This is a genomic window from Anabaena sp. UHCC 0399 (assembly GCF_034931465.1).
Taxonomy (GTDB): Bacteria; Cyanobacteriota; Cyanobacteriia; order Cyanobacteriales; family Nostocaceae; genus Trichormus; species Trichormus minutissimus.
Genome location: NZ_JAYGGZ010000012.1, coordinates 81,758 through 105,194, shown reverse-complemented (window position 1 = coordinate 105,194; position 23,437 = coordinate 81,758). Strand labels below are relative to the sequence as shown.

Annotated in this window: 26 protein-coding genes and 1 pseudogene; 18 read left to right on the top strand and 9 right to left on the bottom strand. The window is 39.8% G+C overall.

Going from position 1 to position 23,437, the window contains the following annotated elements; translation table 11 throughout:
* The first annotated feature begins 196 nt into the window (after positions 1 to 196).
* From VB693_RS09295 to VB693_RS09250, 10 genes are all read left to right on the top strand, one after another.
* Positions 197 to 508 (top strand): RNA recognition motif domain-containing protein, encoded by a 312-nt coding sequence (locus VB693_RS09295; RefSeq protein ID WP_190697057.1) that lies wholly within the window; start codon positions 197 to 199, stop codon positions 506 to 508.
* 520 nt (positions 509 to 1,028) lie between these two features.
* Complete coding sequence (locus VB693_RS09290) at positions 1,029 to 1,754, top strand: helix-turn-helix domain-containing protein (RefSeq protein WP_323266012.1); 726 nt, start codon at positions 1,029 to 1,031, stop codon at positions 1,752 to 1,754.
* Positions 1,648 to 4,353, top strand: coding sequence for a peptidase domain-containing ABC transporter (locus VB693_RS09285; protein WP_323266011.1), 2,706 nt, complete (start codon positions 1,648 to 1,650; stop codon positions 4,351 to 4,353). Before VB693_RS09290 ends, VB693_RS09285 begins: the two co-directional genes overlap by 107 nt.
* Positions 4,354 to 4,387: 34 nt before the next feature.
* The gene (locus VB693_RS09280) at positions 4,388 to 5,911 is read left to right on the top strand and encodes an HlyD family efflux transporter periplasmic adaptor subunit (protein WP_323266010.1); all 1,524 of its coding nucleotides are present in this window, start codon (positions 4,388 to 4,390) and stop codon (positions 5,909 to 5,911) included.
* A gap of 72 nt (positions 5,912 to 5,983) precedes the next feature.
* Positions 5,984 to 6,727, top strand: a complete 744-nt coding sequence (locus VB693_RS09275; protein ID WP_416233376.1) for a peptidylprolyl isomerase — start codon at positions 5,984 to 5,986, stop codon at positions 6,725 to 6,727.
* Positions 6,728 to 7,096: 369 nt separating this feature from the next.
* Positions 7,097 to 7,342 carry a hypothetical protein gene (locus VB693_RS09270; protein ID WP_323266008.1) on the top strand — a complete coding sequence of 82 codons (246 nt, stop codon included), beginning with the start codon at positions 7,097 to 7,099 and terminating at the stop codon, positions 7,340 to 7,342.
* A 36-nt stretch (positions 7,343 to 7,378) separates the two neighbouring features.
* Positions 7,379 to 7,591: a hypothetical protein gene (locus tag VB693_RS09265; RefSeq protein WP_323266007.1), complete on the top strand. Its 213-nt coding sequence runs from the start codon at positions 7,379 to 7,381 to the stop codon at positions 7,589 to 7,591.
* 90 nt (positions 7,592 to 7,681) lie between these two features.
* Complete coding sequence (locus tag VB693_RS09260; RefSeq protein WP_323266006.1) at positions 7,682 to 7,906, top strand: hypothetical protein; 225 nt, start codon at positions 7,682 to 7,684, stop codon at positions 7,904 to 7,906.
* An 82-nt stretch (positions 7,907 to 7,988) separates the two neighbouring features.
* Positions 7,989 to 9,194 (top strand): phosphotransferase, encoded by a 1,206-nt coding sequence (locus tag VB693_RS09255; RefSeq protein ID WP_323266005.1) that lies wholly within the window; start codon positions 7,989 to 7,991, stop codon positions 9,192 to 9,194.
* A 34-nt stretch (positions 9,195 to 9,228) separates the two neighbouring features.
* Positions 9,229 to 10,341, top strand: coding sequence for a T3SS effector HopA1 family protein (locus VB693_RS09250; protein ID WP_323266004.1), 1,113 nt, complete (start codon positions 9,229 to 9,231; stop codon positions 10,339 to 10,341).
* A 119-nt stretch (positions 10,342 to 10,460) separates the two neighbouring features.
* Here VB693_RS09250 and VB693_RS09245 read toward each other — a convergent pair whose 3' ends face one another.
* The 5 genes from VB693_RS09245 to VB693_RS09225 form a co-directional block, all read right to left on the bottom strand.
* Positions 10,461 to 10,658, bottom strand: a complete 198-nt coding sequence (locus VB693_RS09245) for a hypothetical protein (RefSeq protein WP_323266003.1) — start codon at positions 10,656 to 10,658, stop codon at positions 10,461 to 10,463.
* A 36-nt stretch (positions 10,659 to 10,694) separates the two neighbouring features.
* Entirely contained in the window at positions 10,695 to 11,945 is a 1,251-nt protein-coding gene (locus tag VB693_RS09240) for a nif11-class peptide radical SAM maturase 3 (RefSeq protein WP_323266002.1), read from the bottom strand.
* 88 nt (positions 11,946 to 12,033) lie between these two features.
* Entirely contained in the window at positions 12,034 to 12,396 is a 363-nt protein-coding gene (locus VB693_RS09235) for a Nif11-like leader peptide family natural product precursor (protein ID WP_323266001.1), read from the bottom strand.
* 14 nt (positions 12,397 to 12,410) lie between these two features.
* The gene (locus tag VB693_RS09230; protein WP_323266000.1) at positions 12,411 to 12,851 is read right to left on the bottom strand and encodes a nitrogen fixation protein; all 441 of its coding nucleotides are present in this window, start codon (positions 12,849 to 12,851) and stop codon (positions 12,411 to 12,413) included.
* 15 nt (positions 12,852 to 12,866) lie between these two features.
* A complete protein-coding gene (locus VB693_RS09225) occupies positions 12,867 to 13,136 on the bottom strand; it encodes a hypothetical protein (RefSeq protein ID WP_323265999.1) in 270 nt (89 codons plus the stop codon).
* A gap of 497 nt (positions 13,137 to 13,633) precedes the next feature.
* On the opposite strand from VB693_RS09225, the gene rpmI reads away from it, so the two are divergent.
* The 6 genes from rpmI (at position 13,634) to VB693_RS09195 (ending at position 18,953) form a co-directional block, all read left to right on the top strand.
* Positions 13,634 to 13,831 (top strand): 50S ribosomal protein L35, encoded by a 198-nt coding sequence (gene rpmI / locus VB693_RS09220; RefSeq protein WP_190697063.1) that lies wholly within the window; start codon positions 13,634 to 13,636, stop codon positions 13,829 to 13,831.
* A gap of 27 nt (positions 13,832 to 13,858) precedes the next feature.
* The gene (rplT, locus tag VB693_RS09215) at positions 13,859 to 14,215 is read left to right on the top strand and encodes a 50S ribosomal protein L20 (protein ID WP_323265998.1); all 357 of its coding nucleotides are present in this window, start codon (positions 13,859 to 13,861) and stop codon (positions 14,213 to 14,215) included.
* Between the two features lie 12 nt (positions 14,216 to 14,227).
* Entirely contained in the window at positions 14,228 to 15,049 is an 822-nt protein-coding gene (locus tag VB693_RS09210) for a transporter substrate-binding domain-containing protein (RefSeq protein WP_323265997.1), read from the top strand.
* Positions 15,050 to 15,202: 153 nt separating this feature from the next.
* Complete coding sequence (locus VB693_RS09205; RefSeq protein WP_323265996.1) at positions 15,203 to 15,727, top strand: tetratricopeptide repeat protein; 525 nt, start codon at positions 15,203 to 15,205, stop codon at positions 15,725 to 15,727.
* Between the two features lie 314 nt (positions 15,728 to 16,041).
* The gene (locus VB693_RS09200; RefSeq protein WP_323265995.1) at positions 16,042 to 16,710 is read left to right on the top strand and encodes a Uma2 family endonuclease; all 669 of its coding nucleotides are present in this window, start codon (positions 16,042 to 16,044) and stop codon (positions 16,708 to 16,710) included.
* Positions 16,711 to 16,973: 263 nt separating this feature from the next.
* Positions 16,974 to 18,953, top strand: a complete 1,980-nt coding sequence (locus VB693_RS09195; protein ID WP_323265994.1) for a primary-amine oxidase — start codon at positions 16,974 to 16,976, stop codon at positions 18,951 to 18,953.
* 124 nt (positions 18,954 to 19,077) lie between these two features.
* Here the strand turns inward: VB693_RS09195 and VB693_RS09190 are convergent, their stop codons facing one another.
* Positions 19,078 to 19,698 (bottom strand): Uma2 family endonuclease, encoded by a 621-nt coding sequence (locus tag VB693_RS09190; protein ID WP_323265993.1) that lies wholly within the window; start codon positions 19,696 to 19,698, stop codon positions 19,078 to 19,080.
* Between the two features lie 83 nt (positions 19,699 to 19,781).
* A pseudogene (locus VB693_RS09185) lies at positions 19,782 to 19,904 on the bottom strand (undecaprenyl diphosphate synthase family protein); the annotation flags it as partial.
* A gap of 102 nt (positions 19,905 to 20,006) precedes the next feature.
* Between VB693_RS09185 and VB693_RS09180 the strand changes: the two are divergent.
* On the top strand, positions 20,007 to 20,243 hold the full coding sequence (locus VB693_RS09180; RefSeq protein ID WP_323265992.1) for a zinc ribbon domain-containing protein: 237 nt from the start codon (positions 20,007 to 20,009) through the stop codon (positions 20,241 to 20,243).
* A 198-nt stretch (positions 20,244 to 20,441) separates the two neighbouring features.
* Here the strand turns inward: VB693_RS09180 and VB693_RS09175 are convergent, their stop codons facing one another.
* Positions 20,442 to 21,377, bottom strand: coding sequence for a ferritin-like domain-containing protein (locus tag VB693_RS09175; protein ID WP_323265991.1), 936 nt, complete (start codon positions 21,375 to 21,377; stop codon positions 20,442 to 20,444).
* A 309-nt stretch (positions 21,378 to 21,686) separates the two neighbouring features.
* Positions 21,687 to 21,842, bottom strand: a complete 156-nt coding sequence (locus VB693_RS09170; RefSeq protein WP_323265990.1) for a hypothetical protein — start codon at positions 21,840 to 21,842, stop codon at positions 21,687 to 21,689.
* A 4-nt stretch (positions 21,843 to 21,846) separates the two neighbouring features.
* Between VB693_RS09170 and bchB the strand changes: the two genes are divergently transcribed.
* A complete protein-coding gene (bchB, locus tag VB693_RS09165) occupies positions 21,847 to 23,373 on the top strand; it encodes a ferredoxin:protochlorophyllide reductase (ATP-dependent) subunit B (protein ID WP_323265989.1) in 1,527 nt (508 codons plus the stop codon).
* Positions 23,374 to 23,437 lie beyond the last annotated feature (64 nt).

The window sequence follows — 23,437 nt, the reverse complement described above, 5'->3', positions numbered from 1 at the left end:
AAGATTAGAAAAATCGGAATTATACCATACATTAAAACAAATAATCAAAACTAGACTTTGCTATTCAATAAGTTGTGATAATATAAAATCGGAAATTAGAGAAGTTGAGTTCGGTGATAAGTATCTTGTTTTTAGTAATAATTACAAGTGGCTCTCCGGATCAGCATCTCTGCATCAATGGATTCTGGAGAGTTTCATGTCAATCTACGTAGGGAACTTGTCCTACAGCGTCACTCAAGACGACCTTACTAAAGTATTTTCCGAGTACGGAGCAGTTACGCGCGTTCAGTTACCCACAGATAGGGAAACTGGACGCGCTCGTGGCTTTGGTTTCGTAGAAATGGAATCATCGGCTGCTGAAGATGCTGCTATTCAAGCCCTGGATGGTGCTGAATGGATGGGTCGTGTCATGAAAGTTAATAAAGCTCGTCCACGGGAGGAGAAAAGCACTCGCTCTGGAGGTGGTAGCTGGGGAAAAAATAATGGTGGATACTCAGGGCAATATTAAGTCTTGAGGAAATTCGACCTGAAAAAAATTAAATTATTTCATGATCGGCGGTTCAGTAGTTTCCTGAACCGCTTTCTGATTTTGTACGTAACCTTTAAAGGGAAAACAAAAAATCTGGCTTTCCAACACTTTTTCAGCAACCCCTAATTATTTTTTAATGATTAATAATCATAATTGAATGTACGAAAATCACTTTGTAACCTAATGTTGACCTACTATTAACCTAACTTTAACTTGATAGAAACGAAATATAAAATAATATAAATAATGTTTGAAAATAAAAACTTTATGAAAATAAATTTTGACACTGAATGGAAAAAATATAGATACCGCAAAGGTTGACTAACTGTATTCCATAAATGGTTATGGAATAGATAGGATGCGAGGTTTTATTATGCGAAGATTTACCTCGCGTAAAAGTGTATTGTCTAATTTTTTTGTCAAAAATTGACTGTTGCTCGCTTAAGTGACAGTCACTAATTGGGATGCTTACAGTTTAGTGCGTTCAGTAACCTAAATTATGTCTCAATCGCCAGTAAAAACACCAATAAAAATTGCAGACAGTCACACAGGTAAATTTTTAAGTCCCTTTCAACGTAGGCTTTTGGAGAAGAGTTTACAAGAAGATTTAGCTGATTCTTACCGTCAGCGTATTGAAATTATGCTGCTAGCAGATCAGGGTAAATCTCAAACTACAATTTGTCAAAATTTAGGTTGTTGTCCAGCCACAGCCAGACACTGGATGCACATTGCTCGTACTGGGATGGCACACCAATGGGAAGATTGTCCTATTGGTCGTCCGAAAGCAGTCAATGATAAATATTTAGAGCGTTTAAAAGAATTGGTTAGTCATAGTCCCCGCGATTATGGCTATTCTTTTAGACGATGGACGGCTAACTGGTTGCAGAAACATTTAGCTAAAGAATTAGGGATTGAAATTAGCGATCGCCATATTAAAAGGCTACTTAAACAAATGGGATTATCGACTCGTCCACAAACCGATAAAGCCCAAACAGACACAACAGAAAGGCGTAGTAATTCCAGCATATTGATTCACGACCTGAAATCCGAAGAATTGTCCGAAAATCACGGATTGATCCCCATAAATTTAGCCAAATTAGGTACGGAGTCAGAAATTCATGGTGCAAAAACTATCCGATCAGTTGATTTCCCTAGAACTTTTGAACAATGTTTTGGGTTACTCTCTACCACCAGCAGAATTTCAACGCTGCTACCCAAAATTTAAATTCCTCAACCCGAAAGTCGGTAAGTTTTGGACAGGAGAGAATGTTGAAGCTGGGATATATATTGCGATCGCTGGTAAGGTACGTTTATTAGATGACGCTGGAGAATTAATCACCACACTAGAAACTGGAGAATCGTTTGGAGAATTTACCCTGTTTCCAGAGAAGACGTTTCCGTCTTATGGGGCGAGGGCGAGTGTCAATTTGCAACTATGCTTCATTCCTAGTGAGGTGATTGCATCTTGGATGCAGCAGTATCCCCCAATTAAAGAACATTTGTTAGCAACAGTACAGGCGCGTCATCGGTTATTGGGGAATTCTTCTCAAACAACAGAAATCAAAACTGATTCTCCATCAACACCAGTTATAGAGTCTAAGCCGAAGACAATCAGCAAAGCCTACTTTCCCCACCCCACCCAGCGTGTAGGTCATCTCTTACAAAAGGTCACTCACCGTTATCCTTTCTTTGCTCAACAAAGTGCATCAGATTGCGGTGCGGCTTGCTTGGTGATGGTATCCCGGTATTGGGGGAAACGTTTTAGTGTCAACCGCTTGCGAGATATCGCCAATGTTGACCGGAACGGCGCATCGTTGCGGGGTTTATCAACGGCGGCTGAAAGTATTGGTTTTGCGACAAGACCAGTCAAGGCCAGTTTAGATCAATTAGCTAAACAGAACTTACCTGCGATCGCCCATTGGGAAGGTAAACATTATATTGTTGTCTATCAGATCACTCCCAAGCACGTCATTGTCGCCGATCCGGCGATCGGTCAACGCACCCTTACCCATCAAGAATTTAAAGCAGATTGGACTGGTTACACACTACTACTACAACCTACAGTTTTCTTAAAGGATACTCAAGAAGTAACAACACCTTTTTGGCAATTCTTTGAATTAGTTAAGCCTCATGGCTTAGTGATGTTAGAGGTGTTTATCGCTTCTATATTTATCCAAATATTTGGTCTAATTACCCCTTTATTCACCCAATTAATTTTAGACCGAGTAGTAGTACAACGTTCCGAGTTAACTTTATTTGCTGTCGGCTTAGGATTGCTAATTTTTAGCTTATTTCGTGTAGCAATGACGGGGCTGCGACAATATTTACTCGACCATACAGCCAAGAAAATAGATGCAGCTTTAATAGTGGCATTTATTCGCCATACCCTCCGCCTACCCTTAAGCTTTTTTGAATCACGTTATGTAGGGGATATTATCTCCCGTGTCCAAGAAAACCGGAAAATTCAACGCTTTCTTTCTGGTGAAGCCTTATCAATTTTACTAGATTTAATCACAGTTTTTATCTATGTAGGATTGATGTTTTGGTATAGCTGGAAAATGGCATTATTAGTATTAATAATTGTGCCACCTTTCTTTATTTTAGCATTGGTTGCTACACCATTTTTACGCAAAATATCCAGGGAAATATTCAATGCCTATGCTAACGAAAGTAGTTACCTCATCGAAGTTTTATCTGGTGTGCGGACAGTTAAATCTACAGCAGTAGAACAAACAGTACGTTGGCATTGGGAAGATTTATTAAATAAAGAAATCCAAACCAGTTTCTCTGGACAAGTAATCGGCAATCGTTTACAAATTTTCAGCAATGCTATTCAAGCCGTAATTAGCACAGCCTTACTATGGTTTGGCGCACATCAAGTAATTAACAATGAGTTAACTATTGGTCAATTAGTAGCGTTTAATATGCTCCTCGGTAATATTATTAATCCCTTTCAAAGATTAATAGTATTATGGAATGAATTTCAAGAAGTAACTATTGCTGTAGAACGGATTAACGATGTATTAGACACCGAACCGGAAGAAGATTTACACAATCAATCACGGCAATCTTTACCACAAATCAAGGGTCATGTTCGCTTTGAATATGTCACATTTCGCTATCACCCAGAAAGTGATATTAATATTTTAGAAAATCTCAGTTTTGAAATTAAACCAGGTCAAATGGTTGCCTTAGTAGGGCGTAGTGGTTCAGGTAAAACGACAATTTCTAAGTTAGTTTTAGGCTTGTATCCCCCTACAGATGGCAAAGTTTTGATTGATGGTCAAGATATCACTAGCATTTCCTTACGTTCTTTACGGGAACAAGTAGGAGTAGTAGACCAAGATACATTTCTGTTTGGTGGCACAATTAGAGACAATATTAGTCTGGGAGATCCAAGTGCGACTTTAGAATCAGTCATTACCGCCGCTAAACTAGCCGGTGCTGATGAATTTATTAAAAAGCTACCTCTAGGCTATGAAACGCAAATTGGTGAAGGTGGAGGAATGCTATCTGGTGGACAACGCCAACGACTTGCGATCGCTAGGGCTTTATTAGGTGATCCCAAACTCCTAGTTTTAGATGAAGCTACTTCTCATTTAGATGCTGAATCCGAAAGAATTATTCAGCATAATTTCAACACAATACTCAAGGGACGGACTACCTTAGTAATTGCTCATCGTCTCTCCACAGTCCGTAATGCAGATTTGATTTTAGTTCTCGATAAAGGTCTATTAATTGAACAGGGAACGCACGAAGAGTTAATGAGAAAAAGAGGTCATTATTTTTATCTTAATCAACAGCAATTAGACCCTGGCATTTAATCCTAACTTTTTATCCCACACATTAATCAAAGTCATGCCTAACACATTAAATGGATTTGTTCCCCCTCAAGTGCATGAAGAGAAACTTCATGAGCAATTGAACACATCATCACAACCTACAACATCTAATGATGATTGGTCTAACGTCACTAAAGAATTACTAGATAGCTTACCGCAGACTTGGACAAGAGGACTGTTGTATTTTTTCGTAGTGTTTATTTCTATTATTTTACCTTGGGCAATGTTTTCTCAAGTCGATGAAACCGGTACCGCCAGAGGCAGATTAGAACCTGAAGGAAAAACAGTCAGACTAGATGCGGCTGTGGCGGGGACTGTGGAAAAAATTTTGGTTAAAGAAGGGGAATCAGTTAAGGCAGGACAGACTTTACTATTATTAGAATCTGAATTAGTTAATACCGAATTACAGCAGGTACAAACTAAGCTAGAAGGACAATTAAACCAACTATCACAGCTAAATTTATTAAAAAATCAATTAGTCTTAGCTTGGACAATTCAGCGTCAGCAGAATCAAGCTCAAGAATTAGAGAAACAATCGCAAATTGACCAAGAGAGACAAAACTTAAAGACCATTATCAATTCATTTAATTTTCAAGAAGAAGAAAAACTCGCACAGGTTGATCAGGCACGAAAAGCTGTTGAACATAGTCGCATCACTCAGAATTTAGTAGAAATTAGTGTAAATAGTGCAACCAGAGAAGTAGAACGTTACAAGCAAGCTTGGGAAGAAGGAGTAGTTCCAGAAATCAACCTTGTAGATAAGCAAGATATAGCTAAAGAAAGAACAAAATTGCTAGAACAGGCAAAATCAGATATTGAACAATCAAAATTAAGGCTTGCTGAACAACAAAATAGCTATGAAAGGACTATACGACAAGCCAAAGCTAATATTGAACAGTCACAGTTGCGAATTCAAGAGAAAGAACGTAGCTTTCAGAGTTTAAATCATTCCGGAAAGTTAGCCGTTCTCAAAAGTGAAGAACAACTCAAGGGTTTAGATAGAGAAATTACTGCTCTAAAAGCAGAAATAGCTCAAAATAAAAGTCAAATAGATGGATTAAAATTCCAATTAAGGCAAAGAGAATTAAAAGCACCAGTAGATGGTACAGTCTTCCAATTACCAATTCAACGGGCTGGTTCTGTAGTGCAACCAGGGGCAATGATAGCAGAAATTTCTCCCATCAATTCGCCTTTAGTAATTAGAGCGCAGATGGCAACTACTGAGAGCGGTTCTTTGAAAACTGGATTACCTGTAAAACTCAAATTCGATGCCTATCCTTTTCAAGATTACGGAGTTATAGAAGGCAAGTTATTAAAAATTTCTCCTACCACTTTTGAACTAGATACAGCAAATGGCAAAGTAGCTGCATATCAATTAGATATTACACTGAATCAAAATTGTATGCCTACAGCGAATCAGTGTATTCCTCTGCGTCCTGGAGATACAGCAATAGCAGAAGTAGTGGTAAGACAACGCCGAATTATAGATTTTCTACTAGATCCGTTTAAGAAATTACAACAAGGCGGCATGAAATTGTAGCAGAGAAGTTGGGTAATTTTTTTGTTTAAATAGTTTAGTTTTTGGTTAAGAAGTATGTCACAAGTTATTAGCATTCCACAAGAGATTAACATCAACAAAGAAGATATCATTGAGCAAATTAAACTATCTTGCAAAGTTCCCAGTCTAGTGGAAGAAATTACCGTCCGTAAAATTGTAGAAAATACAGCACAGATACTGGGTATTGAAGTTGATGCACAGGAGTTGCAACAGACAGCAGACAAAATTAGATTAACTAATAAATTAAACAGTGCTGCTCATACATGGGCTTGGTTAGAGAAACATGGACTTTCTCTAGATGATTTTGAAAAAATTGCTTATCTCTCCGTACTCTCAGCAAAGTTAGCAGAGCATTTATTTACAGATAAAGTTGAGCCTTATTTTTTCGAGCATCAGAATGATTATACCAGTGCGATCGCCTACGAAGTTGTCTTGGATGATGAGGATTTAGCCATTGAGCTTTTTTATGCCATTCAAGAAGGAGAAACAAGTTTTTATGATGTCGCTCATAAGTATATTCAAGATGAAGAATTACGCCGTCATGGGGGATATCAAGGTGCTTTAAGACGCAAGGATTTAAAACCAGAAATTTCTGCGGCAATTTTTGCCTCTCAACCACCACAACTGCTTAAGCCCATTTTTACTGCTAAAGGCATGCATTTAATTTTAGTAGAAAAAATTATTCTCCCAGAATTAGATCATAAGTTACGCAACATGATTACATTGGAGTTATTTTCTAATTGGTTGAAAATACAAGTTGAGTCAGTTGCAGTTACAGTGGTCTTGCAAGATAGTTAATTTTCTTAATTGGGTACATTGATTGGGAAAAAACTAAATTTATTATGTCCCTTTAACTGACTCAGTGCTTCTAGCGATAGCGGGGCGTTGAGTAGCTTGCTGAGTCAGAATAATAATACTCAGGACTAAAGTCCTTACTACAAACTTAATCGCCTATATTTTACATGGTTTATAGCTATGAAAATTTAGAATTTACAGCTAGATTTAATCAAATTTTCACTAGACCGTAAATGAATTTTTTAAGTCCAAAAACATGATTTTCAAGTGTTGTCTATCCAGAAATATATTGATATTTATATATTGTGCTGAAAAACAAATAAGTTTTTAGCATTTGCAATAAATCATTAATAGTAACTTGGAGAGTTCATCATGGCATCAATCGCAATTAATGAACTGAAATTTGCCGGTTCTGATTTATTAGTAGACTCCGAAAGTTTCCTCAACGATTTAGAAGATCGTGATTTAACAGCAGCCGTGGGAGGTATTACCCCTGTTGTTACATTTACCGCTACCGCACTAGGTACTGTTAGCGTTTGGGGAACTACTTTCGGTACTGGTTTTGCTCTCAGCACCTTTGCTGCTGGTGCTGGTATTAGCTACTACGCACTGCACTAATATCCAATCATTAAGTCAATAAATAAGGAGACAGACATGGCAATTACTATTAACGATCTCACTTCTGAATACAGCCTTTTATTTGATAATGAAAGCTACCTAGATGAACTAGGTAACGACGAACTTCGTGATGCAATTGGTGGTGCTAGTCCTGTTGCTGCTACCTGGGGAGCTTATCTTTTGACTACTTTAGTCATCGGTGGTGCTGGTGCAGGTTTTGGCGCATTGGTATATCACTTGAGCCACTAATTAATTGTCTCTAGTTTATTTAACATCTAAGGTCAGTAAGTTTATATCAAACCCTGACCTTTTTATCAAATCAATTAATGAGGTTTATCCATGAATATCACGCCATATTTATTCGGATTAATGGGTTTAGCACTGTTGGTATACGGTGAGTATATTCTCGCCTCTGTTTTATTGATAATTGCTGTGGCAGAGATTACATTTCCCAATTTAAATACTACAACTGGTACTCCTGCTACTTTCTTAAGGTTTGGCTTGATTTTAACTATTGGTTCTTTGTTAATTTACCGATTATTTTATCTCAGAGGAACGACATAGAAATAACATCACCAATCAAGTGTATTTTGCCAATAATTTGAAAAATTTTAACTAATAAATTGTAATTAATTTGGGGGCTGTGATGTTTTTATTAAGTCATCACAATGTGACTGAGTATCTCAGTAATTCAGGTGTTTTTGCACAACAAGAGTTGTCAGGATTGGCTTTAGAAGTAGGCAAATTAAATACAAAAAACTTTAGTATTATAGCTACTTTACAAGATGGACGTAAATTTATTGTCAAGCAGGAACGTCCTACACTTTCAGGTATATTATCACAGGAAATTTTTAATGAATGGCAGTTTCAAAGCATGATGGGAGATATTCCCCAGTTAAATATTTTGCAAGTTTTTATTAGAGAAATGCTTGTTTATGACCATGATAATTTTATTGCCATCTACAAATATTTAGATAATTATCAGGAACTATATACCGGGATTTTGCGATCGCCTATGGCGGGGCGTAGCCCATCGCGCAAAGTTCTTCCCCTAACAATTCCTGGCTGGGTAGCTGCAATACTTGCTCAAATTCATCGTTCTACTTTCAATTGTGAAGCAGCATGTACCTATGTTACGCAAGCAGGTAGCTTTTGGCACAAGCAAGGCGCAGCTTTTACGTTTTTGCAAAGCAGAATTACACCAGAAATTCTCAGCATCATGCATCCTGACTATATTAAATTTATTAGTCTTTACCAGCGTTACGAAAGCTTAGAACAGGCAAGATTAGAGGCTATTAGTTCTTGGCGTGCTTGTTCTGTCGTACATAACGACTTGAATATTGCCAATATTCTAGTACATGAAGATTGGGAAAATATCACTTCCTTTCATGAAGCACAAAAACAATCTGCTACCAAAATCATAGATTGGGAAAGAAGTAGTTGGGGAGATCCGGTGTTTGATTTGGCTAGTTTTATAACTAACTATATCACTTTATGGCTTTCTAGTATGATCATTGACCCTTCTATAGAAATGGAAGAGTCAGTTAGTTCTGCTGAAATTAAATTAGAAGATGTCCGACCATCTATTGTGATAATTGTCAGAGAATACTTGCAATACTTTCCAGAAATTACTCAATATTTCCCCGATTTCTTTAAAAAGCTAATTCAGTTTATTGGTCTTTCATTAATTATCCAAACTCAAGCAAAAATTGAACATCATAAAAAATTAATAAATAGTGATATTTATTGCCTCCAGGTAGCTAAGAGTTTATTATGTCGTCCCCAAGATTCATTAATCAGTATCTTTGGGATGACAGAAAAAGAACTTGGTGGGGTCACAGTATCTGCGTAAAAGTTAGTTGAGTAGTTTTACTGGAGATATAAAAATGACGGCTGTTCAATATCCAAACCAGATTTTGTCCCAGATTCCCAAATATTTGCAAGCATCACTTGAGGATATATCTACTAACCTAGAGTTAGGTTGTGAGTTGTGTATCCGTCATCCAAATTACCAGCCTTGGGAAACTTCCATAGATATGAAAAGTCGCTTCCAGAAGTTACCTTGGGAAGTACAGCAAAAACACATTGCAAAACATCTCAGAAACTTTTTATATGGTGTTTACTACAACGGGTCACTGATTAAATCCCTTGAATTACAAACAAATACAGCAGAATTAGTAGACAATCAAAAGCTGAACAATGATAACCTTATTGGTATAGATGTCAGTCTATTTCAACAACTACACGCCAGTAATCAAGGTGAAGGTTATTTTTCTCCAGAGTGGGTAGTGAAAAAGCAAGAGAAAGACGGCACTATAGCAGTTAATAGGGGGCAATTAACTGTACATATTAATCCTGAGATTCATTTAAAAACTAGTGAAAAGTCTGTAGCTATAGGCGATATTGTTGCTGTTAAAATGCCTAAAAATTGTGTACAAGAAGGCTTTTATATTGCAGTAGGTAATACAGGTGTTGTGCCTGTAGATGAAGAAGATAAGAATTATAGAATAGTCAGAATTTACTTTAACATTACGTCAGATGGTGCTGTTCCTCTGATGCAGGCTTTAACTCAGCAATTAAATGAACAAAAAATATACTTTTCATTTAAAGTTCCCTACAGTTACTCTAGCTATGATAGATATGATGCTGGTGTACTGTATATTAGACAGAATGACTATCTAAATATATATCAAATTCTACAAAATATTTATAACGAAAATCAAGCCTATTTTCAGGAAAATATTCCTTTATTTACCAAATATTTAGCCCCTGGTCTTGGTTTAGCTGAAGAGCCAGATACTAAATTTGAACAACAAGAAAGCTTTGGGACAAATCGCTGTCAAATTGTTGCTAATGGGTTGCTAATTGCTCAACAAAATAATCGGCGATCGCCAGAAGAAAAACTCTCTACAATTATCGAACAATTTGCTAAATTAAATGTGGATTTACGATATCCATATTTGAATCCTAACTCTACAGATATTTACACCCCACTGTAAATAAACACAACTAAATACAGGAATAATATTTAATTTTTCAAAAATACTTAGGGTTTGTTACCAAAGTATAACGCACCCTAAAAATAATTACAGCATATTGCAAGTTAGTGGGGTGTATCTCAGTTACTTGCAATATGTTTTATGTTTTTTCCATTTCCTGTTTCTTGTTCTATGCGGTCTAAAGCTTTCTTCGCTTTGAACATAACTTTTAAATAAGCTAATTGACTATTCCAAGCTGAACGAGGCAAGATAGGTTCAACTTGAGTTTGAGAAATATCTGGTGCTGATGCTGTTGAATTATCGGGGTTAATAGACATTCTTATTTATGCTTTGATTGGGAAAAATTGGTTTAGCTAAATACTTAATGTTACTAATGATGCTACTTCCTGCCAACTTTCTGACCATTGAATTTTATCAGCCGTAAAGTGCAATGGATCGTTTTCTGGCCAAGGTGCATTAATTGGTTCTTCAATCAAAGCAAATTCACCATTATCAAAGGGTTGTCCGTCGGCGCGACGCTGGAGAAATACTCGTTCCCGAATATTATGTTTAGCTTGTGTTAAAGCGCGATGATGACAATAGGGATTATTACCGCGTTTGTCGAAAAAGACGTGTGCAGTCCAACTGCAACCACCCCGACAGAGTTCAGCAAATTCGCAAGTTTTGCAAAAACCCCACAAATGTTCTATCCCTTTGGGTGTACCAGCACCTAAATTAAACCGTAATTCCTCTGTTTCTTCGATGATTGTTCTTAGTGAGTAGTCGCGGATGTTACCACCAGTGTAAGCAGAGGTTGGTAGTGACGGACAACCTTTAATCGCACCATCCGCTTCAATTCCTAGTGTAGATAGCCCAGCATTGCATCCTTGCCAAAATGACCAAGCACTCCCGCCCCGCAAAAATCGCTCGTAGGGGCCGAAATAACCAATGTTGTTTCCAGCCTGAAGCTGTACACCTTCCTGTTTTGCTCGTTGAGCCACCCGTGCAATCATCGGATAGACATCTAATAATTCGTATGGTTGCAGCAGAATTTCGCTATTATCGGCGGCATTTCCCATTGGTACAGTTAGCTGGATTTGCCAAGCAAACACACCTGCATCGCGGATATGTTCATAGATGCTAGGGAATTCTGGTGCAGAGAGGCGATTAATTTGGGTATTGCAACCAAAAGGAATGCCTACTTGCTTGAGGTGACTCATGGTTTTAAATGCCCATTGCCATGAACCTTGTCTTCCTCGGAGTCTGTCGTGAGTTGCTTCTAAGCCATCAACTGAAACGGAAACTACTCTAATTCCAGCGTCTTTCATCTTCTGCGCTGTATCTAAGGTGATGCCATAGCCGCCAGTAGTCATCCCACAGTGCATTCCAGCTTGATTAATGGCTTGGGCAATTTCCAACCAATCTGGACGCAGAAAGGCTTCACCACCAATAATGGTGACTTCGGTGATGCCCACATCTGCCATTTGTTTGACTAAATCCAGGGCTTCTGATGTAGAAAGTTCATTTGTTCTGGTATGCCCTGCACGCGAACCACAATGTTGACAGGCAAGATTACATTTTAATGTGATTTCCCAAACAGCATAGCTAATTCTGCGATCGCTCATGAACTATCACCCCTATTTAACTTATGAAACAGGGACGGGTTGTGTTTATCCGTCCCCAAAAACCGAAATTGTAATTTTTTTAATCTCTCTAGAATTGGTCGTTAACTACAACTCCATACAAAGGTTGGGGTTGAATCGGTGGCCATTTAATAGGTGGCCAAAGAATCACACCATACAGTGGCTGAACGCCGATTTTATCAATGAAGGAGGAAGCGCCGCCAAATACAGCTTCTAGTTCTTCATCATTTAAATCTCGGATTTCGCCTTCATCAGCGTTTGCTTCTAATAATTGACTGGTGTATTCTTCAAACTCTACTTGTGTAAAATCAAAACCAGCTTCTTGGACTATTTGGCTGCATTCTTCTTTGTTTTCTACTTGTTGCATTTGGGTGCGAAAGGCTTCATCACTAGCTAGCCTTTCATAGAAAGCTCTAACATTTTCAAAAGACATTATTTGCTCCTGAATTAAGTATTTACTTCAGTTGATGCAACTGCTTGCATTAATTGCGATGGGTTGTAGTTGTCTGTAATTACTTGTGGACAACGCATACAAGCTGCCTTACCTTCTTGTTGCCACCAACGGCAATCTCTGCGTATAGAACAAGGAGGCAGTTCTACTACTACAGCAGGTAATTTTTCAGCTACTCGCGTTGCTAAACGGCAATCTTGACCATCAAAATGCTGACAACCTTTTTCCACACAAGGGGCGGCGGTGCGAAAAATTTCAGTCGGTGTAACGGGGCTAGCTTTCGCTAACAATTCATCTGTGACAGCTAGTGACTGTTTAAGATAAGTTACACGGGGTTCTGCAACTTTGCCACCAATCAAACCAAAGACTACGCTGTCTTTTATTTCTGGTCTAGCACTGGGACAGAGTGGAGTTTTAGCAGCAGGAATCTCTTGCATGGCAAAGAGGATTGGTTACTTAAAGTTATCGATGGCAATCAGTCCGATGGTGATTGGGGGACAAATGGGTTTGTAGCCTGCAATCACAATAGGTTTATAGCCTGCGATCGTAATAGGTTGAATCAACCCGCCTGTAACATTCTCCGCAACTGCATCAGATAAGTCTGATAAGTTTTCATCTGTATTTATGGTTTCGCTTCTGCGTGCTAGGGCATCACTGATAGCACCATCGATCAAATCATTAATTTCGATTTGATTTTTGAAATTTCTATGATTGATTTCCATTTTTTTTGATGACAATACATTAAATGACTGTGAATTGACTATTGATAAATATGTCTTTTCACTTTTTTGAATTTTAAGATAAAGTAAAATCATGAAACTATTAGTTACATTTTTTTAAATGCCGAAAATAAACTATTTTTGTCACTAAAATAAGTTCAAATATATTTTGTTGGACTTCAATACACTAAATTAGCAACCATAATTCAGATCGAAAGTAAACTATTTATGTCCCTAAAAAATGAAGTTCTGTCTTTCCCCTTTCTTCTGCATTGCTGGGAGTGCTAAAACCTGCGTTGCGTGCGATCGCCACCAGGAAATTCGTCTCGCAGGGTGAACTGTCCCGTTCCTAGCATCCTTAGTGATCGTCAAAAATAATCATTGCCGGGTCTGGAAATTGACCCCATTGCTTGTAGCTGTGGGTTGTAAGGTGTTATTGGGGCTTTAAATTTGGTTTCATTAGTATATAATGAGGGATTGTGTCGAATTAAAGCCAAGCCATGCCAAAACTTAAAACACGCAAAGCAGCTGCGAAACGATTCCGTGCCACTGGTAGCGGTAAGATTGTGCGCCGCAAAGCTTTTAAAAACCACCTTTTGGAACACAAGACAACCAACAAAAAGCGTCAATATTCCAAAATGGCCGTTGTGAACGAACGCGACGAAGAAAACGTGCGCTTGATGCTGCCTTATTTGTAAATTTGTGAGATTCTTTAGGAATAAAATATGACTCGTGTAAAGCGCGGTAACGTTGCTCGTAAACGCCGCAATAAAATCCTCAAACTAGCTAAAGGTTTTCGTGGTTCTCACTCAACTCTGTTTAGAACCGCTAACCAACAGGTAATGAAAGCACTACGGAGTGCATACCGCGATCGCAAAAAGAAAAAGCGCGATTTCCGTAGTCTGTGGATTACCCGGATTAACGCTGCTTCTAGACAACATGGCTTAAGCTACAGTCGCTTGATCGGCAACCTCAAAAAAGCTAACATCCAACTTAACCGGAAAATGTTGGCACAATTGGCAGTTCTCGATCCCGCTAGCTTCGGTAAAGTTATTGAAATAGCTAGTCAAGTTCAAGGTTAAAGGTGAAAACGGATGAATAACGGATGTAACAGATGGCAAATAATTAGTCGGTTACATCTGGTATTATCCGCGACTATTATTTGCATTTTTTGCGTATTTTTTGGGTCAGGATTGGCTGCATCTGCCGCCCCAATGCCAGAAATCCAACGGCGAGGTTACATAACGGTTGCCGTTAAAGATAACTTACCACCCTTGGGATTTAAAGATGGGAATGGGAAGTTACAAGGCTTAGAAATTGACTTAGCGCAGCGTTTAGCGGCTGATTTGTTGGGTAAAGCCGATGCTGTGAAATTAAAACCCGTAATGAACCGCGATCGCTTATCGGCAGTCTTCGATCATAAAGTAGATATGGCGATCGCTAGAGTCACAGCTACAGAATCACGCTCACGTTTGGTAAGCTTTAGTGTTCCTTACTACTATGATGGTACTGTCTTAGTTACCAAAGACGCATCAATACAGCAATTGAGAGATTTGAAAAAACAAAAAATCGCCGTTTTAAATCACTCCAGCGCCATCGCCGAAGTCCGTTACTACATCCCTGATGCCGATTTAGTTGGGGTTAATTCCTACAAAGAAGCGCAAAAACAAATAGAAAATAATACTGTCATAGCCTTTGCTGCCGATTCTAGCGTTTTGAGTGGTTGGGTGCAACAAAACCCCAAATATCGCATATTACCAACAAAATTATCAACCGCACCCTTATCTGTAGTCATGCCCAAAGGATTGCAGTACGATGAATTTAGAAGAGAAGTCAATGAAGCGATCGCTAGTTACATCGCCAACGGTTGGCTGAAAGAACGCATCAAATATTGGGGATTATTCAATAGTCAATAGCTTCCTTGTCACCTGTCACCCTTCGGGTTCGCCAGTCGCTCATGGGGGAAACCCCCAAGACCGCGTGGCTCACCTGTCACCTGATCCCTTCTCATGCCCCAGAAAGACCGATAATAGATAAAGAAGCAACTTTAATATTTTAATTTGAAGCCAATGGATAGCAATCTAGCGGTCGTTTATCTCTCTGTTTTGGTGGGTTTACTGGCATTTGCAGTTGTGAGTGTTCTCCGCCAGTTGTTCAAAACGCGTAAGCGTGAAAGTTCTTTATCTCGATTGCGAAATAAATTGAGTAAAGACAAGGGTACGGCTCAAGAATACTACGAACTCGCCTGTATTTATTCTGAGAAAAAAGTGTTTACCCAGGCTATACCATTGTTTCAAAAAGCACTCAAAGCTGCGGAAGAAGAGGGTGAAGAAAATACATCTCCTATCTACAATGGTCTAGGTTACGCTTATTTTGTCCAAGAGCAATATGACTTAGCAATTCGTCAATACAAAGAAGCCCTGAAACTTCAACCCGATTATGTGGTAGCACTAAATAATCTGGGTCATGCTTACGAGCGCAAAAAGTTGAATGCTCAGGCGTTACAAATGTACGAAGAAGCACTCAAATTTGCACCTAACAATGCTACAGCTAAACGTCGTGCTGAATCTTTGCGTCGTTTGGTAGCTGCGTAATCAGTAGAAACTAATACTTCAACAGTTACAATAACCTAGATTTGTTCCAGAAGAGCGATCGCTTTTGATTTGGTAAAGGCGATCGCTCTTAATTAAGATCCAGTAAAAAATGGGTAAGAAAAAAATTTAATGAATTTCTAAAAGTAATCTCTGTTAAGGCTTTAAGCCGCCAATGTAGCTTAACTTCCTTGCTCGGTCGAAGTTAGGGCGATCGCTTTATTTCGCGATAATATCTAAACAGATGTTATGGAGAAATCAGCATGAAATAAATGCAGAACTCACCTTTATCTCAAAAATGAACAGGAAAGATGACAATGGTCAGCAGCCTTAAAGAACTAATTGATGAGCCAGAATTGGGTCATGGTAACGAAAGAGAAGAAAAGTTTATCAGTAGTGGTGTGAGTTGGGAAAGCTATGAATCGCTACTGACGAAACTAGAAAACAACTCTCATTACCGTGTTAATTATTTAGATGGAATCTTAGAGATCGTGTCGCCATCAATCAGACATGAAAAAATCAAAACGAATTTAGGGATGCTGTTAGAGCGTTTTTTCTACAGCAAGCGCATTCGGTTTGTACCTATGGGAAGTTCTACTTTTAAAAACAAAGCAAAAAAAGCTGGTGCAGAACCAGACGAGTGTTACTGCATAGGTGAAGAGAAAAAAGTACCAGATTTAGCTATAGAAGTAGTTTTGACAAGTGGTAGTGTAAGCAAACTGGAAATCTACCGCAGATTAGGAGTTGCAGAAGTCTGGTTTTGGGAGAGCAACCATTTTAAGTTATACCATTTACGGGACAATTCCCAGACTGAGCTTGCTACTGTTTACCCTGATACTTATGGGTATGAAGCAATCCCTAAAAGTGAGATACTGCCAGAATTAGACATTTCTTTGCTAGAGCAATGTCTGACAATCTCGGATTCAATTCAAGCTATTGACGAATTTGAGCAGGGGTTGAGAGCCGCCGATGAGCGAAAGCAATAGCCGCGACGGTGCAATAGAGATACTCCTCATTGGCTCTCAAAACTATTGATCTCATTAAGTTGTGGCAACTCTTAGTCAGAAATCAAGGGCTAAATTTTCTTACTTCTGGATTTTTGAGAGCATTTTTACCATATGCTGCCACAAGGTGAAGAGTATACTTACCAGTTTCTTTGGTATATAAACAGTATAATTTACGTTTAATTCTGTTTTTTATCTGATTTCTGGAAATAAATAACAATCCAGTTGTTTCTCAATACTCAAGCATGATTAAGCGGCTCAGATTATTTTTTGGTTTACTTACTACCATTATTCTTTGCTTTGCTCTCTCACTAAAATTAATGGGGATAGTTGCAGCTCAACAGCCAAATATTACCCATCCTCTGACAGCGTTAACAGCAGCAGAAATTAAAACAGCTGTAGCAGTAATTAGAAAAGAAAAGCCTTTGACTGATATGGCTGCTTTTCCACTGATTACCTTAGCTGAACCAGATAAAACCGAAGTTCTGAAATTTACACCAGGACAAATATTTCCACGCCAAGCTTTTTTGGTAGTCTATGAGCGAAAGCAAAATAAAACCTATGAGGGTATTGTTGATCTCAAGACTCAAAAAATTGTATCTTGGCAAAAAATACCCAATGTGCAGCCTGCTATCATAGCATCAGAATACGAAATTGCTCGGCAGGTAGTCAAATCTGACCCCCGATGGCAGAAAGCTATGCAAAAGCGGGGAATTAAAGATTTTGACAAAGTGCAAATTAGCTGCTGGGCTGCGGGAATTTTAAGCCCAGAAGAAACCGCAACAGGTAGCCGTCTGTGTCGGACTCTATTTTATTACAAACCCGGCTGGAATTATTACGGCAGTCCCATTGAAGGGGTACTAGCCACGGTCAATTTAAACACAAACACAGTCACCTATTTTACAGATAACGCCATAGTTCCCATATCTAAAACTAATTGGAACTATGATTTACAGTCTTTGGTTAAACTACTTTCACCGCCAAAACTGTTAAAAATTCTCCAACCTAATGGCACAACTTTCCAAATCAAGGGGAATGAAATTACTTGGCAAGGTTGGAAGTTTCGCTACATGATGCACCCCCGCAGTGGATTGGTGCTGTATCAAGTCAGCTATAACGACGGTGAAAATGAGCGTCCCATATTATACCGCGCCAGTTTATCGGAGATGGTCGTACCCTATGGCGATCCTAACCCTACTTGGTCATTTAGAAATGCTTTTGATGTGGGGGAATATAATTTAGGGTTACTCGCCAATACAATGGAATTAGGGAAGGAAGTCCCAGAGAATGGGATTTTACTTGATGCGGTGTTTGCCAATGAAGAGGGCGAACCTTACACCATGCCGGGAGTCGCAGGTATTTACGAGCGCGATCGCGGTATACTTTGGAAACACTACGAGTATAGTACCCAGCGTAATGATGTGCGCCGCGATCGCGAATTAGTCATGAGCATGACGGCGGCAATTGACAACTATGATTACAACATCAACTGGATTTTTCACCAAGACGGAACTATAGAAGTAGAAAACGATTTATCAGGGATTGTTTTGGCACAGGGAACGGCTGCTGAACAAGAGACGTTTAAGAATTCCTATGGCCGGATGTTGGCAAAAAATACCTTTGGGGTAAATCACCAGCACTTTTTCAACTACCGCCTAGATATGGATGTTGATGGACAAGCTAATTCTGTGATGGAAATGAACGTCAACAGTTTACCAATAGGTAAGAATAACCCTTTAGGAAATGCCATTGTTGTAGAAGATACCCCATTAACAACAGAAAAAGCGGCTGTGCGTGATGCAGATATCAAACACAGTCGGGAATGGATGATTGCGAGTGCAGAGAAAAAGAATACTTTGGGTGCGCCACCTGCATATATGCTAATGCCAGGAAGTAATACTATATTATTTCCCGTGGAAGGGGCAAAAATTCGTCAAAAAGCTGAGTTCGCTAGCCATCATTTTTGGGTAACAAAATATCAGCCTAATGAATTATATGCCGGCGGTGATTATCCCAATCAAGCTGCACCGGGTGAAGGTTTACCAAAATATATTGCTGACAATGAATCTTTGACTGGTGAAGATGTTGTGTTGTGGTACACAATGGGTATTACTCATGTACCTAAACCAGAAGATTGGCCTGTAATGCCTCTTCACAAACTAGGGTTTAAGCTATCTCCTAGAGGATTTTTTAGCCGCAATCCGGCGATTAATTTACCTGAGTAGAAGCGTAAGTTGGGAAGCCACCGCCTTGGACGGGTCTCCCGGCTTGGGGCGAGTGGCGTTTGACGTAAGGAAACCCAACATCAAAATTTAACATAATATCGAAAATTATTGGTATGCTTGGATTTCACTCAATTAACGATCGCCCAGCTTGAAAAATCTGTTCAGCAGTCAAATTCAATGCTGGAAATGTCGGTGATACAATGCGATCGCTGCCTCGAAATTGGTTAACTTGATACTCATCCTCTAGTAAATAATAAATAGAAATAGTCGGTTGTTTGGGATTACCTATGTACCGTCTACCACCCAAAGCTAAATAGTCAACAACCCAATATTCAGGAACACCAAAAGTTTCATAGTCAACCAACTTGTGTGCATAATCATCTTTCCAGTTGCTACTGACAACTTCAATAACTAAAATAACAGATGCAGCTTGAGTCACTGTTGAAGACTTTTTCCACATCGGTTCTAATGAAAGATGCTTTTGATTAATCACTATTACATCAGGTGAATAACCAGACTCTTTATCAGGAATTTTGACGAGTGCTTGTTTGGGTATGATGTAAGGCAGTTTTAATCGTTTAAACTCGAAAGTTACTTCACCAGCTAAAAAACCATTAATCTCTTCATGATCTCCTACTGGCTGCATTTCAACAATCATCCCATCATGTAGTTCATAACATCCGCCGTCTGGCTTCCAATTCAGGAATTCTGCAAAAGTTAGGGTTTTTGGTAAAGCTTGAAACATTGGGCTTGCTCCTGACTCTGATTTAAAGTCTAGCACCACAGTCTTATACCAAGTATTTATATCTCACGAATTACGAATTGGTATTAGGCTGAGATTAAAGCTTTAACTTGACCGAAACGGCGATCGCGTTTTTGATAGTTCAATAAGGCTTGATGAAATGCTTCTCTATCAAAATCAGGCCAAAGAATATCGGTGAAATACATCTCTATGATATTTGCCGAAGATTTGAACTTTAAAGCATGGGCTAAAGGTATGTTTTCAAAACACACCCTAGATGCAGGCTTTGGTGAGTTTCTCTCAATCTTAGAATGGCTGTGTTGGAAGCACGGGTGTACTTCGCCAAAGTTAACCCTGATGGGACTAGTCAAATCTGTCCCAACTGCAATCACCACACAGGAAAGAAAGAGCTATCTGAGCGGGTGCATTATTGCAGTGAATGCGGATTTCAGACAGATAGAGACGTTGCTGCTGCTATGGTGGTGATGCAGCGTGGACTTGCAGCCGTAGGATACGGTCAAGATGCTTGGCGAGGGGTTAAGCAATAGCTCCCTTTTGACCCAAGAATCTCCCGTTTTATAAACGGGGGAGTGTCAACATCCATGATAATGGCTATGTGTTGGGGGATTTTTTGGGTGTCTAAGTCTGGGGGTAAGGGAGTCATGGGTTTTGGGCTTGGTGAATGAGTGTATGAGAGGTTCGCGCATACTGCAAGGCAGAACAGCGCAAAGAAGAGCGCGAAAGGGTTATTTGCTTCCTAGTAAGTTATTTAAATATTGTGGGGTGAGGGTGTTGTTCCATTTCCAGAGGCGGTGCATGGTGTAGCTAAAGGTGAGGAGGAGAGTGGTTTTGTTGGTGAGAGTCCAGGCGTTCCAGTTGAGTGTATTCATCATGCGGCGGAGGGTTCGCATGAGGTTGTTACGTTGACAGGTTTGGGAGCGGGTTTTGATGAGGGTGTTGGTGATGCGGATTAGTCCGTTGTCGGGGTACGCCCAGACTCCAAAACCCCAGAATTTTGCCATGTGGTTGATTTCGTCTTTTGTGAGTTCTTCTAGAACGTCTTGGAGTGCGCCGGTTGTGTGCGCCATCAGCCATAGGTAAAGGCAGGTTGCACCGTATTCTGTAGCTACTCGGTGTAAACCGTGGCGATATAAGTCTTCTTGATGGTTATCTGTAGGGAGGTAGCCTCTAACTGTGCGGTGTTTGGGGATGATTTTTTCGCCTGTTAGTTGGGTGTAAACTTTGATTAATGCAGGTGTGTGTTGACGTTCTTCTTTTTCCCACAAGCCTAGTTCTTGGAGTTCGCCATCTTCACGGACTGTTCCACCGACAAACCGCGCCATTTGGGGATGCAATTTTTCTAAATACTGTCGGCTGGTTTGGGTGTAGCCGCGAATGGGGGCTTCTGTATCCATTGCACCTATCAAGATGGATATAAATACCTCTGGCTCTATACCAATAATTTGATCACGGTTGATGGTTTGCCAATCAATGGGTTTCCAGGGACGCGGTTGGGGATTGGCAAATTGTATCGGTAAATCTTGCAGGCGGTCGTGTAGTTGTTCAACTGCAAGATAGTTATCTATTAGGGAATTAATACGACGCTGTGTTTGCCAGTAATCAGGACTGGTGTAGCTTTGACCTGCCAAGTCTGCTGTCAGTGGGCTGAGAGTGTTAAGCATAATTTTTATACTTTAATTTCTAACTCTATGCCCAATAGCCTAAGCGATCGCACCAACGTTTGTCAGTCGGCTGAAGTCGGCAGTTTTATCAAGCCATACAATTATTCACCGAAATCAAAGCCCCAAAGTAAATTAAAAAAAGCTCAATAAATCTCTCCAATTAAAACCTCCGTGTCCCTCCGCGCCTCTTTGCGTTCAAAAAAAGTAATTAATACCTATCCATCCCAATTGATAACAAAACTTGCCGAACTTTAAGATTCATGTAATTTAAAAAGCCTGAAGTTGTTTCCAGCACAACCTGAATCATAATCAGGAAGTAGTTTTGAGCGATCGCCACACCAGAAAAACCCCCAAACACCCCACTTCATCAATGCTTCCAGTTTTGGGACAATCAATCAGCATCAATTTACTCATCAAGCACTTATAGTCCCGTTCCGATTTATTTAAGTTTACGAGGGAGAACATATTAATGAAATTAGCTTACTGGATGTATGCTGGCCCAGCCCACATCGGCACTCTGCGAGTCGCCACTTCATTTAAAAATGTCCACGCCATCATGCACGCACCTCTGGGTGATGACTACTTTAACGTCATGCGCTCCATGCTATCGCGGGAAAGAGACTTTACCCCAGTGACAACCAGTGTAGTTGACCGCAACGTGTTGGCGCGTGGTTCTCAAGAAAAGGTGGTAGATAATATTACCCGTAAAGACACAGAAGAACGTCCAGATTTAATTGTCTTAACTCCCACCTGCACCTCTAGTATTCTGCAAGAAGACCTAGGAAACTTTGTCGAACGGGCGCAGATAGAAGCCAAAGGGGATGTGATGCTGGCGGATGTAAATCACTACCGTTTCAACGAACTACAAGCAGCCGATCGCACTCTGCACCAAATTGTGCAGTTCTACATTGAGAAAGCCCGCAAAAAAGGAGAACTACCAACGGCTAAGACAGAAAAGCCCTCCGTTAACATCATTGGAATTTCTACCCTTGGTTTCCATAATAACCACGACTGCACCGAACTCAAAAGGCTGATGGCTGATTTGGGAATTGAGGTAAACGCCATCCTTCCTGAAAGTGCATCAGTCCATGAATTGAAGAACTTACCTAGAGCTTGGTTTAACCTCATCCCTTACCGGGAATTAGGGCCAATGACTGCTAATTACCTACAAGCAGAATTCGGTACACCCTACGTAGATATCGCGCCAATGGGTGTTGTAGAAACTGCTAGATGTATCCGTAAAATTCAGCAGATAGTTAACGAGCAAGGTGCAAACGTTGACTACGAAGAGTACATCAACGAGCAAACCCTGTATGTCTCGCAAGCTGCTTGGTTCTCCCGTTCCATCGACTGTCAAAACTTGACTGGTAAAAAAGCCGTGGTCTTTGGTGACAACACCCATGCCGCCGCTCTGACCAAGATTTTGTCACGGGAAATGGGGATTCGTGTAGTTTTGGCGGGAACATACTGTAAGTATGATGCTGATTGGTTTCGCGAACAGGTAAGCGAATATTGCGACGAAGTGCTGATTACGGAAGATCATGGCGAAATTGGGGATGCGATCGCTCGCGCTGAACCCTCCGCCATTTTCGGTACACAAATGGAACGCCACGTGGGTAAGCGTTTGGATATTCCTTGCGGTGTGATTGCTGCACCCATTCATGTCCAAAACTTCCCCATTGGTTACAAACCATTCTTGGGTTACGAAGGTACGAATCAAATTACAGATTTAATCTACAATTCCTTCACTTTAGGAATGGAAGATCATCTATTAGAAATCTTCGGCGGACATGATACCAAAGAAGTAATTACCAAAGGAATTTCGGCTGGATCTGACCTCAATTGGACAAAAGATGGTTCAGCTGAATTGAACAAAATCCCTGGTTTTGTGCGCGGTAAAGTGAAGCGAAATACCGAAAAATTTGCTCGCGATCGCGGTATTAAAGATATCTCGGCTGAGGTACTATATGCCGCGAAAGAAGCAGTTGGAGCTTAGTTTTCTAGGTAGCTAAATTGAGTGAGGAGTTAATGATTACTCCTCACTCATTTACATTGGTTAA